Origin of the sequence: Streptomyces sp. I05A-00742 (assembly GCF_013055795.1) — a bacterium.
Lineage (GTDB): Bacteria > Actinomycetota > Actinomycetes > Streptomycetales > Streptomycetaceae > Streptomyces.
Genome location: NZ_JABETO010000050.1, coordinates 1 through 14920, shown reverse-complemented (window position 1 = coordinate 14920; position 14920 = coordinate 1). Strand labels below are relative to the sequence as shown.

The 14920-nt window shown below is 70.8% G+C and carries 13 protein-coding genes and 2 pseudogenes; 7 read left to right on the top strand and 8 right to left on the bottom strand.

Annotation, left to right across the window (positions count from 1 at the left end):
- Positions 1 to 351: 351 nt before the first annotated feature.
- Positions 352 to 2688 carry a chitinase C-terminal domain-containing protein gene (locus HN013_RS29125; protein ID WP_312018748.1) on the top strand — a complete coding sequence of 779 codons (2337 nt, stop codon included), beginning with the start codon at positions 352 to 354 and terminating at the stop codon, positions 2686 to 2688.
- A gap of 118 nt (positions 2689 to 2806) precedes the next feature.
- Here HN013_RS29125 and HN013_RS29120 read toward each other — a convergent pair whose 3' ends face one another.
- On the bottom strand, positions 2807 to 3940 hold the full coding sequence (locus HN013_RS29120; protein WP_171171523.1) for a mechanosensitive ion channel family protein: 1134 nt from the start codon (positions 3938 to 3940) through the stop codon (positions 2807 to 2809).
- A 1019-nt stretch (positions 3941 to 4959) separates the two neighbouring features.
- Here HN013_RS29120 and HN013_RS29115 point away from each other — a divergent pair.
- Positions 4960 to 5250, top strand: coding sequence for a GlsB/YeaQ/YmgE family stress response membrane protein (locus tag HN013_RS29115; RefSeq protein WP_171171521.1), 291 nt, complete (start codon positions 4960 to 4962; stop codon positions 5248 to 5250).
- A gap of 868 nt (positions 5251 to 6118) precedes the next feature.
- Positions 6119 to 7231, top strand: a complete 1113-nt coding sequence (locus HN013_RS29110; RefSeq protein WP_171171519.1) for a PP2C family protein-serine/threonine phosphatase — start codon at positions 6119 to 6121, stop codon at positions 7229 to 7231.
- A 150-nt stretch (positions 7232 to 7381) separates the two neighbouring features.
- On the opposite strand, the gene HN013_RS29105 is transcribed toward HN013_RS29110, so the two are convergent.
- From HN013_RS29105 to HN013_RS33420, 4 genes and pseudogenes are all read right to left on the bottom strand, one after another.
- Positions 7382 to 7858 (bottom strand): hypothetical protein, encoded by a 477-nt coding sequence (locus HN013_RS29105; protein WP_171171517.1) that lies wholly within the window; start codon positions 7856 to 7858, stop codon positions 7382 to 7384.
- A 149-nt stretch (positions 7859 to 8007) separates the two neighbouring features.
- Positions 8008 to 8265, bottom strand: a complete 258-nt coding sequence (locus HN013_RS33430) for a hypothetical protein (protein ID WP_249375560.1) — start codon at positions 8263 to 8265, stop codon at positions 8008 to 8010.
- Positions 8266 to 8450: 185 nt separating this feature from the next.
- Positions 8451 to 8642 (bottom strand): annotated as a pseudogene (locus tag HN013_RS33425) (hypothetical protein); the annotation flags it as partial.
- Between the two features lie 186 nt (positions 8643 to 8828).
- Positions 8829 to 9170: a hypothetical protein gene (locus tag HN013_RS33420; RefSeq protein WP_249375550.1), complete on the bottom strand. Its 342-nt coding sequence runs from the start codon at positions 9168 to 9170 to the stop codon at positions 8829 to 8831.
- Positions 9171 to 9416: 246 nt separating this feature from the next.
- Between HN013_RS33420 and HN013_RS29095 the strand changes: the two genes are divergently transcribed.
- Entirely contained in the window at positions 9417 to 10304 is an 888-nt protein-coding gene (locus HN013_RS29095; RefSeq protein WP_171171515.1) for a DUF2268 domain-containing protein, read from the top strand.
- Positions 10305 to 10605: 301 nt separating this feature from the next.
- Here HN013_RS29095 and HN013_RS29090 read toward each other — a convergent pair whose 3' ends face one another.
- Positions 10606 to 10914, bottom strand: a complete 309-nt coding sequence (locus HN013_RS29090; protein WP_171171513.1) for a hypothetical protein — start codon at positions 10912 to 10914, stop codon at positions 10606 to 10608.
- Positions 10915 to 11084: 170 nt separating this feature from the next.
- On the opposite strand from HN013_RS29090, the gene HN013_RS29085 reads away from it, so the two are divergent.
- Positions 11085 to 11825 (top strand): class I SAM-dependent methyltransferase, encoded by a 741-nt coding sequence (locus HN013_RS29085; protein ID WP_171171511.1) that lies wholly within the window; start codon positions 11085 to 11087, stop codon positions 11823 to 11825.
- 17 nt (positions 11826 to 11842) lie between these two features.
- Here the strand turns inward: HN013_RS29085 and HN013_RS29080 are convergent.
- Positions 11843 to 12154, bottom strand: a pseudogene (locus HN013_RS29080) (transposase); the annotation flags it as partial.
- Positions 12155 to 12537: 383 nt separating this feature from the next.
- The gene (locus tag HN013_RS29075; protein ID WP_171171507.1) at positions 12538 to 12939 is read right to left on the bottom strand and encodes a DUF6463 family protein; all 402 of its coding nucleotides are present in this window, start codon (positions 12937 to 12939) and stop codon (positions 12538 to 12540) included.
- A gap of 168 nt (positions 12940 to 13107) precedes the next feature.
- Between HN013_RS29075 and HN013_RS29070 the strand changes: the two genes are divergently transcribed.
- Together HN013_RS29070 and HN013_RS29065 are read left to right on the top strand one after the other, a co-directional pair.
- The gene (locus tag HN013_RS29070) at positions 13108 to 13695 is read left to right on the top strand and encodes a TetR/AcrR family transcriptional regulator (RefSeq protein ID WP_171171505.1); all 588 of its coding nucleotides are present in this window, start codon (positions 13108 to 13110) and stop codon (positions 13693 to 13695) included.
- 300 nt (positions 13696 to 13995) lie between these two features.
- Positions 13996 to 14568, top strand: a complete 573-nt coding sequence (locus HN013_RS29065) for a transcriptional regulator (RefSeq protein ID WP_171171503.1) — start codon at positions 13996 to 13998, stop codon at positions 14566 to 14568.
- Positions 14569 to 14920: the final 352 nt, after the last annotated feature.

Here is a 14920-nt window from a genome sequence, read left to right as displayed (position 1 = left end):
GCCCCGTCGCGCGCAGGAATCGGCGGTGCGCAGGAAGACGGCAGCGGGCCGGGAAGGGGCCGGGCCGGCCCCGGGCGGGGAGTATTGGTCCACACCTATTGACGCACTGGTCTAGTCCTTTTAGCCTCTGCCACACCTCCGAGGAGTACGGCCCACCGGTGCGCACACACACGTGCACACCACGGGCCACGGCACGACGCACACCCCCCACCCGCTCCACCGAGCCCCCCGCCTGGAGGACCGATCGTGTTGCTCCGCTCCCTGTTCCCCCACAGGAGACCCACCCCCGCCCCCCACACCCAAACCCCCACCCGTCCCCGCACCCCCACCCGCGTCCGCCGCCCGGCCGCCGTGGCCGCGGCCGGCGCCGCCCTGGCGGCCCTGCTGGCCGGCACCGTCCAGGCGACCGCCTCGCACGCCGAGGACCACGCCGCCTGCCGGCCCGACGGCCTGTACACCACGCCCGGCGTCGACGTCCCGTACTGCACCGTCTACGACACCGCCGGGCGCGAGAAGATGGGCCCGGGCCACCAGCGGCGCGTCATCGGCTACTTCACCGGCTGGCGCACCGGCAAGGACGGCACCCCCGCCTACCTCGCCCCGGACATCCCCTGGGACAAGGTCACCCACCTCAACTACGCCTTCGCGCACATCGGGCCCGACGACCGGATCTCCGTCGGCGCGGACAGCACCGCCAACCCCGCGACCGGCATGACCTGGCCCGGCGTCAAGGGCGCGGAGATGGACCCCGCCCTGCCCTACCGGGGCCACTTCAACCTGCTGAACAAGTTCAAGAAACAGCACCCGCAGGTGAAGACCCTGATATCCGTCGGCGGCTGGGCGGAGAGCGGCGGCTACCTCGACGAGAACGGCACACGCGTCGACTCCGGCGGCTTCTACAAAACAGCGACCAACGCCGACGGCTCGGTCAACCAGCAGGGCATCGACACCTTCGCCGACTCCGCGGTCACCTTCCTCAGGAAGTACGGCTTCAACGGCCTCGACATCGACTACGAGTACCCCACCTCGATGAAGGACGCCGGCCACCCCAGGGACTGGCCGATCGCCAACGCCCGCCGCGCCGGCCTCAACCAGGGCTACGCCGCCTTGATGAAGACCCTGCGCGAACGCCTCGACCGGGCCGGGGCCGCCGACGGCACGCACTACCTGCTCTCCGTCGCCGCGCCCTCCTCCGGCTACCTGCTGCGCGGCATGGAGACGTACCAGTCCGTGAAGTACCTGGACTACGTCAACGTCATGTCCTACGACCTGCACGGCGCCTGGAACGAGTTCGTCGGCCCCAACGCCGCGCTGTACGACGACGGCAAGGACGCCGAACTCGCCCGGTGGGGCGTCTACACCACCCCCCAGTACGGCGGCATCGGCTACCTCAACGGCGACTGGGCCTACCACTACTTCCGCGGCGCGCTGCCCGCGGGCCGCATCAACCTCGGCCTGCCGTACTACACGCGCGGCTGGAAGAACGTCACCGGCGGCACCGACGGGCTGTGGGGCACCGCCAAGTCGACGTCCTGTCCGGCCGGTTCGGGGCTGACCACGTGTGGGGACGGCGCGGTGGGCATCGACAATCTCTGGCACGACAAGGACGACGCCGGCAAGGAGTCACCGGGCGGCTCCAACCCCATGTGGCACGCCAAGAACCTGGAGAAGGGCATCGCCGGGGACTACCTCACCCGCTACGGCTTCCCGGCCGGCACCAAACCGCCCGGCACCTACGGCCGGCACTACGACGCGACGCTCACCGCCCCGTGGCTGTGGAACGCGGGCACGAAGGTGTTCCTCTCCACGGAGGACGAGCAGTCGGTGAAGGCCAAGGCCCAGTACGTGGTGGACAAGGGCCTGGGCGGCACCATGATCTGGGAACTGGCGGGCGACTACGGCTGGAACGCCGCCAAGGGCCAGTACGAGGCGGGCGGGACGCTGACGGGCGTCCTGCACGACGCGTTCGCCTCCGCCCCTGCCTACGGCGCCCGCCGGGCCACCACCGACCTGCCCTCCCAGGCCCTCGACGTGGACGTGAGCTGGACCGGCTTCCCGCTGGGCGACAGCAACTACCCGATCAACCCCAAGGTCCGCATCACCAACCGCACCAGGGCCACGCTGCCCGGCGGCACGGAGTTCCAGTTCGACTACGCGGCCTCCGCGCCGGGCAACGCCAGGGACCAGTCCGGGTGGGGGCTGAAGGTCATCCGCAGCGACCACACCGCCCCCCACAACATCGGCGGCCTCAAGGGCGACTACCACCGCACCTCGGTGAAGCTCCCCGCCTCGCAGCCGCTCGCCCCGGGCGCCACCGCCGTCCTGGACCTGGTCTACTACCTGCCGACGTCCACCCCGTCCAACTGGAGCGTGAGCTTCGGCGGGAAGACCTGGGCCCTGGCCGGCGACCTGGCCCGCGGCACGACGGTCACCGACCCGGGCGGCCCCACCCCCACCCCGACCCCGACCGGCACGCCCACCGGCACCCCTACGGGAACCCCGACCCCCACCTCCACTCCGACGGGGGGCTCCTGCACCGCGCCGGCGTGGGAGAGGACGGCGGTCTACACGGGCGGGACGACCGTCTCCTGGAAGGCGCACTCCTGGAAGGCCAAGTGGTGGACCCAGGGCGACGAGCCCGGCACCACCGGCGAATGGGGCGTCTGGCAGGACCTGGGCACCTGCTGACCCACCCGCACCCGCCGCACCCACCCGCACCCGGCGTACCCGTCCCCGGCCGCGTCGACCCGCCGGCGTCGGCGCCGGCGGTGCGTCGGCGCCGGCGGTGCCGAACCGTGTGCGCCGGTCAGGGGCGGGAGGCCGCCCGGGACGCCGGACGGCCTCCCGCGCCGGCGGACGACGCGCTGCCGGACGACGAGGTGCGCGGGTGCGGGATCACGGGCTCCGTACCGTCGCCCTGCTGCAGGGCGACGGTACGGGCCGGGGCGGGGATGCGGATGCCCTCGGCGCGGTAGCGCTGGTGCAGGCGCTTGATGAACTCGTGCTTGATGCGGTACTTGTCGCTGTACTCCCCGACACCGAGGATAACGGTGAAGCCGATCCGGGAGTCGCCGAAGGTGTGGAAGCGCACGGCCGGCTCGTGGTCGGGGACGGCACCGTTGATGTCCCGCATCACGCTCTCGACGACCTCGTTGGTGACCTGCTCGACGTGCTCCAGGTCGCTGTCGTAGCCGACGCCCGCCTGCACGGTGACGGTCAGCTGCTGCTCGGGCCGGCTGAAGTTGGTCATGTTCGTGCCGGCGAGCTGGGCGTTGGGGATGATGACCAGGTTGTTCGACAGCTCCTCCACCACGGTGTTGCGCCAGTTGATGTCGACGACGTAGCCCTCCTCGCCGCTGCTGAGCCGGATGTAGTCGCCGGGCTGGACCGTCTTGGACACGAGGATGTGCACGCCGGCGAAGAGGTTGGCCAGGGTGTCGCGCATGGCCAGGGCGATGGCCAGACCGCCCACGCCGAGCGCGGTGAGCAGCGGGGCTATGGAGATGCCCAGGGTCTCCAGGAGGACGAGGAAGCCCATCGCCAGGACGGTGATGCGCGTGATGTTGACGAATATCGTGGCCGATCCCGCCACACCGGATCTGGACTGCGTCACCGTCCGCACCAGTCCGCTGACCACGCGGGCGGCGGTGAACGTCGCGGTCAGCATGACCACGGCCGTCAGTACCTGGTTGACGGTGTGCCCGACCTGACGGCTCAGCGGCAGGGCCGCGGCCGCCGCCGCCACACCGGCCGCCACCGCCGCCCAGGGCGCGAGCGTGCGCAGGACGTCGACGATCACGTCGTCCCCGCTCCAGCGGGTCCTGCGGGCCCGCTCCGCGAGCCAGCGCAGGATCACCCGCAGCACCAGGGCCGCGGCCAGCCCCGCGGCCACCGCGATGCCGGCGGCGATGACGTCGTGCAGTGTCAGGTCCCGGGTCACCGGCATCCTCCCTGCGTCCCGGAGGACGGGACGAGGGCGCAGTACGCCGCCCAAAACCCGGAGTAATGATTCGTCACCTTGTTGTACCTGCCTGTCCCGAGGGATCCCGATCACACCAGGTCGTGGAGGTGACCCGGCGCGAGAAGTCATCCTGCACCACCCCCGCCACGCCCCCGCACGCCTGGGTGCCCCACCCGTCCCCGACGGCCTGCGACGGCCCCTGACGGGGCGTCCGACGCGCTGCGGGGGGTGGTGCGGCGGCCGGTGGCCGGTGTCTGAGGCCTGCGGGACCCGTGGGGCGGCATGGTGCTTGGCCCGGCGAGAGGTTTCGTCTCGGGCCCTGCGGGCCCAGGGCGGCCGGCCACGCGGAGCGGGGGCCGGGCCCGGTTTTCGGGTACGCGCCCCGGGCGGGCCGGGGTGGGGGCGGCAGGTGCCCGGCCGTCGACCTCTTTCGTCGCTGCGCGCGCCCGAAAACCGGCCGACGGTGCAAGGGGCCGGGTCCCCTGGTGCACGTGGGGCCGGTGAGGCGGGGATGCGGGTCAACTGGTGGATCGGGGCGGGTTTTCGGTCCGGCCCGGCGGAAGAACAGCCCCGGATCGACCACTGGCACGGGAGCAGGGCCCCGCACCCCCGGTCCACCCTCCTCGCCCCAGCCGGCGGGTTTTTGGCGTGCGCGCAACGACGAAACGGGGGCGGACGGCCAAGCACCCGCCATGTAAACCGCCCACCGACCCCGCCCCACCGCCACCACAACCCACCCGCAACCACACAACCGGCCCCCCGCCCCCGCTCCGCGTGGCCGGCCGCCCTGGGCCCGAAGGGCCCGAGACGAAACCGCTACCCGGCCAAACACCATGCCGCCCCACCCACCCCGCACCGCCCGCCACCTCACCCACCGGCGCGGGGGAGCGGAGGAGGGCGCACGCCGGGGGTCAGGCGCACGTCACTGCCGGGACCTTTGTTTGCCGAGGGAAGAGCAGGTTAGGCGCCTTGCACCTACTGACAAGGAGGGACACATCATGGGAATTCTCGCGTGGGCCGTCATCGGTCTGCTCGCCGGAGCGATCGCCAAAGCCCTCATGCCGGGCAAGGACCCCGGTGGTGTCCTGGTGACCATGCTGATCGGCATTGTCGGCGGACTGCTGGGCGGCTTCCTCGGCAAGGTGATCTTCGGCGTCGACTCGATCAACGGTTTCTTCCACCTCTCCACCTGGATCGCCGCGATCATCGGCTCCGTCATCGTCCTTGCCCTGCACCGCCTCACCTTCGGCCGGCACACGCACGGCCACGGCCGTCACTCCCACGCCTGACGCCCGCCGGGCAGGGCACGCGGCCGGCCGGACCGGCCGTCACCGGGACGACTGCGCCCGGGGGCGGGGAGTACACGCCCGCCCCCGGACGGCGAACGGCCCATCAGAAAGGCAAAAGGCCCCAGAACAGCAGGGGAGGGATGGAACAACCGGCCCCCGCCCGGCCGGACCGGATACCGGACGCCGAAACGAGGAGCCTCCGCCGACCGCCACCCCCGCCGCCCCGGACACGGGAGGCACCGGCGGCCCCCGGGACCGTCCCCGCCCCAGCCCGGCCGCCCACGACCACCGCCTCGGCGGGCGCCGCCGCCTGGCTGCAGCTTCCGCCCACCCCGCCGCTCTGCTGCCGCAGCAGCGGACCAGGAACGGTCACGACGGGCGGCGGCCGCAACCGCCTTCCCCGGAAGGACCGGTCCCGGACCGTCATCCACCCCGCACCCGAACCCCCCTTCACCACCAGGCCGCCACACACCGCCAGGGCCGCCGCACACCCGGGCAGCCCCGCATAGCCCAGCTGCCACGCCCAGCCGCCCCCACGCTCACATACGCACCCCGCCCACCCACCCACCGCCCGCCCCGTCCCCGTCCGGCGACAGCCTTCTCCCGCAGCCCCGGCCCAGGCGCCACCGCAACGCGCTCCGACCCGGTGCCGCCCCGCCCGGCCCGGATGCCCACGCCGCACACCGCCCCGCGCCGGACACCCACCTCTGAGGGCCCGCCCCCCGGCCCCGCCCCAGACACGTCGCCTCCAATACACCCCCCCCGCCCTCCGCCCCCCGGCCCTCCGACTGGCAGCCGCACGCCCGCGCGACGATGCTGGTGCGTGTTCGTTGGACGGCATCGCACGAGCGGGAGCGGGAGCGGGCACGTGAGGGCACCGAGCGCGCGGCGTACCACCGCCGGGCGCGGGTGCCTGGCCGGCCTCCAGCTGCTGCCCGTCCTCCTGCTGGCCGGCGGCGCTCTTCTCGACTACAGCACCTCGCCGCACTTCAGTGCCGAGGCGTTCTACACGGCTGCCCCCATGACGGCTGCCGCGCTGCTGTCGCTGCGTGCGACGGTTCTGGCGGGCATCGGCGCCTGCCTCGCCGATTTCGCGCTGCTCAGCCACTTCGGTTTTCTGGAGGATTCGGGCGGCCGGAGCGAGCTGGCGGCGGTGGCGACTGTCTCGGCCCTGGCCGTGCTCGTCAACCGGCTCATGCACTACAGCGAGGTGCGGCTGCGGTCCGCGCGCCGTATCGCCCTGGCGGTGCAGCGTGCGGTGCTGCCGGAGCTGCCGTCCTCGGTCGGATGCCTGCGGGTCGCCGTGCGCTACCGGTCGGCGGTCCGCGACGCGCAGATCGGCGGCGACCTGTACGGCGTGCAGGACACCCCTTACGGGGTGCGGTGCGTGGTCGGTGATGTGCGGGGCAAGGGCATGGAGGCGGTCAAGGCGGTGGCGGTGGCGGTGGGGGCGTTCAGGGAGGCGGCCGAGGAGGAGCCCGCGCTCGTGGGTGTCGCGGCCCGCCTGGACCGGGCTCTGCGGCGCGAGGCGCTGCGGCGTACGGGGTGGGAGCGCACGGAGGGGTTCGTCACCGCGGTCGTGGCCGAGATCGCGCCCTCGGGCGGCGGACTGCGGCTGGTCAACCGCGGCCATCCGCCGCCCCTGCTGCTCGACGGCGGTGCGGTACGCGTCCTGGAGCCGTCCGAGCCCGCCCTCCCGCTGGCGCTGGCGGAGCTGGGGGCGGACGAGGACCGCATCGACGCGGTGCCGTTCCCGCCCGGTGCGACCCTCCTGCTGTACACCGACGGCCTCACCGAGGCGCGCGACCGCGCCGGTGTCTTCTACGACCCCGTCACCGCGCTGGCCGGCCGTGAGGCCGCCGGCCCCGGCGCACTGCTGGACATGCTGCTCGCCGACGTCACCCGGCACAGCGGCGGCCGCATCAGCGACGACATGGCCCTGCTCGCCCTCACCCGGGAGACGGACCGCCCGGACCCCTGACAACGTGTTTCCAGAACCTCGCCACGGCGGGTCAGTGGCGGACCCGGAAAGATGCGGGGAAGCGGTGCCGTTCGTGGAACCGTTACCGCGAGGCGTACGTGAACCGGAACCGGTCGGCAAAGATCCAGCACCGGTCGGCTGAAGATCCGGCTACGACGGCCAGATGACGACGCCGTCACGCACCACCAGCGGTTCGGGCCGGCGCTCTTCATGGAACCGGATCCATCCCAGGTCGACGCTGCCATCGGGGCGCCGGTGAAAGTCGCCGGCCTTGTTCGCGAGCCAGGTGAGGAGTTCGCCGGTGCGCTCGAAGTCGTCGGGGTGGATCTCCTGCCGGCTCGTCAGGGCCCAGGCATCACGCCGGGTGTCCTGCTTGCGCAGCAGGACTGAGACAAGTGCCCCGTCCACCTTGGATGCCTCGCCGTGGCGGCTCAGAAGAGGCTCAGGATGGTCCTCGACGACGAGTTCCCCCTGATCATCCTCCACCACAAACGAAAAATCGGTCACGATCCGGAGGACCTCCGGCTGGGGGCCCAGCCCAAGGTGCCATCGGAGCTCGGCGAGTTCGTCCTCCGACAGTTCGTCACGCAGGTCCAACGTGAGCATGAGTTCAAAGATGTCAGCCATAGCCGCACACGCTAGCGCTCACGTCCGACAGCCCGAACTCGTCAGCTGGCGGACCTCCCCCCGTGGACGGGCAGGGCGGATTGAACACAGGTTCTGACGACGGGCAGTTCGCGCCCGCACCGGCGTTCCAGCGCGCGGCAGCAACAGGGTCACCAGGCTGTGGCCGTCCGGCTCGTCGTGGTGACGGCCGGGGCCGGGCCCGGGCCCGGGACGGTGACGCTGTCGCAGGAGGCGGCGCCGACCTGGCCGACGGTCTCGGGGCGGGTGGGGTCGCCGGGGTGCAGGGCGACGGACAGACCGGGGCCGACGGCGGCGCCGGCCGACTCCAACTCCACGGCCGTACTCGTCGCGGGTGTGCCGTCGGCGACGACGTCGACGGCGGATCCCGGCGCGGTGCAGCGGCGCAACTGACCGGGATGAGCGGGGCGCGCCGGTTCCAGCCCAGCGGCAGGACCCGTTCCGGCCCCTGCCGCGCGTGCGGCGGCGGGGGTGCGATCGCGTTCTCCTCGACGCCCGGCGGGGGTTCGGCCACGACGGCGGTGCCGTCGTCGCGGGTGACCACCACGATCCGGCCACCGGCGGCGATCACGGCGTCCGGAGGCGGGCTGAACACCAGGGTCCGGCCGCCGCGGACGAGTCCCGCGGGGCAGGACGCCGGGTGGGCCAGGAGGGCCTGGCCGAAGGTCCGGCCGGTGAGCGCGGGCTCGGCGACGGTGTGGAACTCGTCGCCCGCGAAGTCCAGGAGGTCCTGGCAGACCAGGGACAGCCCGGGCCGGCGGCGCACTGGACGATGAGCCGGGCGGTGATCTCGTCGGTCTCCAGCACGGTGCCGCGTGCGCCGGCGGCCGGGGCGGCGGCGAGACGGCGGCGGGCGTCGCGCACCGCCGCGACCACCCAGGGGCCGCCGTCGCCTGCCGCCGTCCGCAGGGCCAGGAGGGTCTTGACCACCTCGGCGTCCCCCGAGGGCTCGTCACGGGGCAGGACGAGGACGGCGGCCGCGGTGCGCGGGCTCACGCGCGCCAGGACGGCCGGGCCGGTGGGGGATCCGCTGCGGCAGATGAGCCTGGTCCGTCCCACCGGCCGCCCCGACCTTGAGGTGCCGGGCGTCCTCCACGGCGGTCCCGGCCCGGTCGGCGAGCAGGGCGACGGCCGCCCGCCGCTGGTTGGCGTTGGCGACGACCGGCACGGCCGCCACGGTGAACACCTGCTCGGACCAGCCGAGAACGACCACGTGCCCGTCCTCCGGCACCGTGGAGCGGCCCCTGCGCAGGGCGGCCATCCGCGCGTTGACCCCCGCCGCGATCAGGCCCACTTCGGGGCCACACCACCGGCCAGAACTTCATTTCCCAGGCACCCCCGCGCCCCGGCGTCTAAGAAACAAAGGCAAACCCCGGACACCCCAAAGGAAAAACAACCCCGCCCTCGAAGAAACCAAGCAAACAGAACACCTGACACCCCAACAACCAGCAACCGACCCCACCCCACCCCACCCACCCCCGCTGCTCCCAGCAGACACGATTCGACCCTCACGTAACGAGAACGTTTACGGTCCCCACTCATGAAGATCGTTGTTCACGACACGGCATCCGCCATGCTCGACCTCCTCCAGCACCCCCTCCAGGAGCGGCCCGACGCCCTCCGGGACATACTCAGCCCGCTGCGCAGCGCGATGTCCGTCACGGGCGATGCGGACCTCGTCCAGATGCACCAGCTGGGCAGCGGCTTCCGCATCGACCACGACGACCGGCGATACCTGCCCGCCCTGCGCCAGATGCAGGACGCACAGGTGTGGAGCCGGATCGAGGACTCCCTGACCACCGCCTGGCAGCGCATCGACGCGGCAGCACCCGGCACCGCCCACGCCGAGACCCTCGACGTCGTCCTGGTACTCGGCAACCCCGACGACGACCACCTGACAACCCGCAGCTCCGGCTACTTCGGCCTCGGCGGCTTCCCGGGCGCCATCCTGCTCGTGATGTGGCCCACCGAGACGAGCCTCGCCAGGATCACCCACGCCGCCGCCCACGAACTCCACCACAACGTGCGCTACGCCAACGTGACCTGGAACCCGGCAACCGTCACCGTCGGCGAACAGGTCGTCGCCGAAGGACTGGCCGAGGCATTCGTACGGGAACTGGCCGACGAGACAGCCATGGGCCCCTGGACAACCGCCCTGACCGGCCCCGCCCTCGACGCCGCCTACACAAAGATCACCACCCACATCGACCTGGCCGGCATGCAGAACCTGCCCCCCTACGTCTTCGGCGACGCCACCGCCCAGCACATGGGCCACCAGCCCGTGGGCCTCCCCGACTTCGCCGGATACGCGACCGGACTACGGATCGCCGACGCCCACCTGACAGCCACCGGCCTCACCGCCGCCCAGAGCGTCGCCCTCCCGGCCCGCGAGATCCTCACCAACGCGGGCGTACCGACCGACGCATGACCACACCCGCCGGACACCCCGGGCCCTGCCCGCACCGCACGCGGCCGCCGGCCGGCACCTGCCGGCCGGCACAGGCCGGCAGAAACCCCACGGCGGTCTTCCCGGCACCCTCGTCGCCCAGCGTCAGCACGGCCTGGCCATCGCGGACGACGCTGGAGGAGCGCAGGACCGAACGAGGTCGTCAAGAGCGTTCGCGCCGGTGCGATCCCCCCGGAAACCGGCATGCGCACAAAGCAAGACAGCCCAGGACAACCCGAGTTCTGATCCTCCGATCCTACGGACGGGCCAACAGTTCCTCGAATCAGCGGGAGCGCGCCTTCAGATGAGGATGGTCGCGGAGAAGACGTTCGTGCTGGGGGCCGAAGTGCCGGGTCGCGTGCCCGATGCGCAGGTGGGGGTGACCGGGATGCGGGGCGGGGAGGGCGGCGAACTCGCGGGGGCGGCCCGTGGCAGTGAGCAGGCGGCTCAGAGCGGCGCGGCGCGCCCGACTGGTGCCGCCGTAGGCGGGACCGGCGAGTTCCTCGTGGGTGAGGGTGATGACCGCGGGATGGCGGGCGAGCCAGTGGCTGTGGGCGGTCTCGGCGATCCCGGGGAAACAGGGATCGGTCAACGAAATGATCTCCAAGGTAGCCGGATCACTCCGGGACTGAGATCCGGGGTACGGGACAGTCCGGCCGAAGCCATGGGAAAACGACGACGAGTTGTAGGCGGTGCACGCTGCGCCACGGAGAACGTAAATGCGTCGACAACGCCCCTCGGCACCCGGCAAAGTGGCAGTCCGTGACGAGCAGTGAACTGTGGACCCGTGCGACCGCCGACCGCTACGACGCCGAGGAGACCGAAGCGTCCTCGGCTGCCGTTCTGGGACCGACCCTCACCTTCCTCGCCGAGCTCGCCGGAGACGGCCGGGCGCTGGAGTTCGCCATCGGAACCGGACGAGTGGCAGTCCCGCTCCGGGAACGCGGCGTGCCGGTAGCGGGCATCGAACTATCCGAGCACATGGCAGCGGTGCTGCGGCGCAAGACCGACGAGGACATGCTCCCGGTAGTCATCGGGGACATGACTACCACCGTCGTTCCCGGCGAGTTCACCCTGGTCTACCTCGTCTACAACACCATCACGAACCTGCTCACCCAGAACGAGCAGGTCGAGTGCTTCCGCAACGCCGCACGGCATCTGGAGCCCGGCGGCCGATTCGTCATCGAGCTGGGTGTGCCGCCGCTGCGGATCCTGCCGCCCGGCCAGGTCGCGGTGCCGTTCGATGTCTCCGAGCAGCATCTCGGCTTCGACACCTTCGATCTGGTCGAGCAGATTCTCGTCTCGCACCACTTCACCCGCGACGGCGACGACGGCCGCTACCGCCGCGACAACTCCCGGCACCGGTACGCCTGGCCGGCAGAGCTCGACCTGATGGCACGGATCGCTGGGCTCGAGCTGGAACGTCGCGTCGCGGACTGGGACGGGTCTCCGTTCACCCAGGACTCCGCGAAGCACATCTCCGTGTGGCGCAAGCCGACCTGAGGTCGGCCACCGGGCTGTCAATGTGGGCCGTGCCTGACTTGAAACTCCTGTCGGGAGTTCAGGCGTCGCCGGCAGATCAGTGCGCATCCGAGGGTGAGGAAGGCTTCCTGGATGTCGTCGCGTACCTCCCAGCGGATCCGCAGGCGGCGGAACCAGTGCAGGTGGGCGAACACTCGCTCCACGACCCAGCGTTGGGTGCCGAGTCCGGAGCCACGCCCGGTGCCCCGGCGGGCGATCAGCGGCATCACGCCGAGATCCCAGACGAGACGGCGGTACGCGCCGTGGTCGTAGCCGCGGTCGCCCAGCACGACGTCCGGGCGGTGCCGGGGCCGACGCAGGTCACCGCCCACAGCTCGTGGTCGACTTCCCACGGCTTCGGCCGAGCCACTCCACCCCCCGGGACCATCGGTCCCGGAGTGATCCAACCACCTTGGAGATCATTTCGTCAGGGGCAGGTGTTTCGAACTGTGGTTGAGAGCTCCGTCCGGTTCTGCGTCAGCGCCAGTTCGGATTCCCCGCCCGCGGCCAGTTAAGGAAGAGGCTATCTGGCCGCGGTTGTCACAACGCGTAGTCATCGACGCGCTGACGGCCCAACCCGTGCCCTGCCCGTCGGCACGAGAGCAATGATGTGGCCCTGGCGTTGTCGATTCAGTGTGCTTGCTGCCGGGAAGCCTCATACCGACGTGCCACCTGCCACTGGCGTGACCTGTGTTCACGCTCGTGGAAGCCCGGCCTTGGGTACGGAGTTGTCGCGGCGGGCTCCGATCAGCAGCAGGGCGCACGCAAGCGCGATGAGCGGCCAGGGCGTGAACGGGAGGACTACGGCGTCGACGACGGTCCAGACCCCCAGCGCCCAGGCGATGAACGCCGGCGGGGTGATGCCGCGCCGGTCCAGCCACAGCACCGTCAGGCCGACCAGGATAAGTGGTGGGCCGAAGCTTTCCAGGCTCAGCCAGTACGCGCTGCCCGCCGGGCTCATGTCGGCGAGGTCCTCGCTCCACAGTCCGCCGCTGAACCATGTCCCGGCGTGGCGCGCGGCCTTTTCCACCGTCAGGGCAAGGAGCGTGTGTGCGGTGCCGAATAACGTGATGATCCAGCCAGCCCACTTGATCATCCGAGTTCTCCGTCCTTGTCGCGAAGCCACGTGGTGCGACGTCATCGCTGTTGCCTCTGGGCAGCGGGGTCCGGTGATCTCCGAAACCACGGTTCCGATACTGTAGTTCCGTATAGTGCGGGCATGACAGCGAAAAGGCAACGGGGTGGACGACCCCGGGACAGCCGCGTGGATGACAAGATCCTCCGGACCACACGCGAGTTGATCGACGAAGCCGGCTACCCGGCACTGACCGTCGATCAGGTCGCGGCGCGCGCCGGGGTGGGCAAGGCGGCGATCTACCGCCGCTACACGTCCAAGGCCGAGATGGCGTTCGCTGCCACCATGTACGAGCAGCAGTTGCCGCCGCTGTCCGGCACCGGCTCGTTGCACGGGGACCTGCTGGCGCTTGTCCGTGCGTTCCACCTCCGCATGGCCACCCCGGCGGCCCGACAGCTCGCACCGGCCCTGATCAGCGAGATCGCCGTCAATCCTGGACTGGACGCGCGGTTCCAGGACACCTTCCTGGCCGCCGAACAGGCCCTCTTTGCCGAAATCATCGAACAGGCCGTGGCCCGCGGCGAGCTGGCCGGGGCCGTCGCCCCCGCGATGGCCCACCTGCTGCTGCTCGGCACCCTGGCGTCTGCCCTGTACATCATCAACCTGCCCGTCGACGATGCCATGATCACCGACCTCGCCACCGCAGCCACAGCAGGAATCACCGCCCTGGCCGACCGGCACCACAGCGACCCCGGATCTCGGGGCCGGCCAGGCTGAACTCCGGCCCACGCTTCGGAGGCCGGCACCCTTCGGCTGGTAGACCCACGGCGGGGCAGGAAGCCGCAGGGCACGGTCCGAGCGCAGGCACCCGACCAGCTCGACCGGCAGGTTCCATAAACGGAAAACAGTGCGGGCTCCCGGACTGCGGCCGGGAGCCCGCACTGTTTTCCGTAGCAGAGCGCGTTACAGTGACCGGAGACCGACATTCCTCAGTAACTCCCCTACCAAAAAGGGAGTTTGTGGTATTCTGAAGTCCTTGATCCGAGGAATACGGTCTACCGCGAGAGAGAACCCCGGATGCCAGAGCGCAACATTGAATTCGGAAAATACGGTGCTCGCGGCACTAAAGGCCACGAAGCCGTTGCCCGCCGGCTCGACGCGCTCGCGGGCTTCATCTCCACACCGGTCACCACCCGTCGCGGCTTGCTGGCCCGCCTGCGCTACCTCACCCGCACCGAGCACGCCCGCGCCGCTGCACGCGAGGCCGGACTGACGGCAACAGACCGCACCATCAAAGCGTGGCTGGACGGGAAGCGCACTCCGTCCAAGAAGAGCGTGGAGCGCATCGAGAACGCCTACCGGACGGTGCGCCGCAACAACGTGGCACGCTATCTCTTGGGCCGTCTGAACAGTAGCGGCCGTGGTACGCGGGTTGAGATTCATCCGCTGAATCAGTCGGAGGTTCCTTCGCCCCGGCAACGCGTGCTGGAATACCGTACTTTGAATATCCGTCAATGGGATGCCATCGTGCAGGCGTGGGCGCGGGGGGACAGCCGGGCGCTGGATGATGCCTGGGTCGAGCAGATCGTGGATCTCGGAAGCCAGTGGGGTCAGTACGAGTATCTGACCAGTGTGGGGTTTGCGGCATGAGATGCTCACAATGCAGCATTAGGCAGTAAAAATTTAGCCTGCCATTCGAGTTCAATTCCTAATTGAATCACCTTTTAAATAAGATGTATTTGCATCCTGGTAGCGACACTCTGACGCAACGTCAGTTAAATGGACGGGTCGCCAGATTCGGACGGCGGCCCCCCACCGCGTAGCCAGCCTTATGGAGTTCGCGGAGCGAACTCCATCTAGGCCGAATTCGCGGAGCGAATTCGGCCGCCGGGCAACGGAGTTGACCGGCATTCGGGCCCAGAGGGCCCGAAGAGCCGCGCGGAGCGCGGCTCTTGTCCGCCGCGTAGCGGCGGCGCGTCGTGTCTGCGGAGCAGACCGCGCG

Excerpts from the sequence above, each read along its gene's own strand:
- HN013_RS29065 (WP_171171503.1), top strand. The coding sequence starts at position 13,996 with ATGCCAGAGCGCAACATTGAATTCGGAAAATACGGTGCTCGCGGCACT.
- HN013_RS29095 (WP_171171515.1), top strand. The coding sequence starts at position 9,417 with ATGAAGATCGTTGTTCACGACACGGCATCCGCCATGCTCGACCTCCTC.
- HN013_RS29075 (WP_171171507.1), bottom strand. The coding sequence starts at position 12,939 with ATGATCAAGTGGGCTGGCTGGATCATCACGTTATTCGGCACCGCACAC.
- HN013_RS29115 (WP_171171521.1), top strand. The coding sequence starts at position 4,960 with ATGGGAATTCTCGCGTGGGCCGTCATCGGTCTGCTCGCCGGAGCGATC.
- HN013_RS29105 (WP_171171517.1), bottom strand. The coding sequence starts at position 7,858 with ATGGCTGACATCTTTGAACTCATGCTCACGTTGGACCTGCGTGACGAA.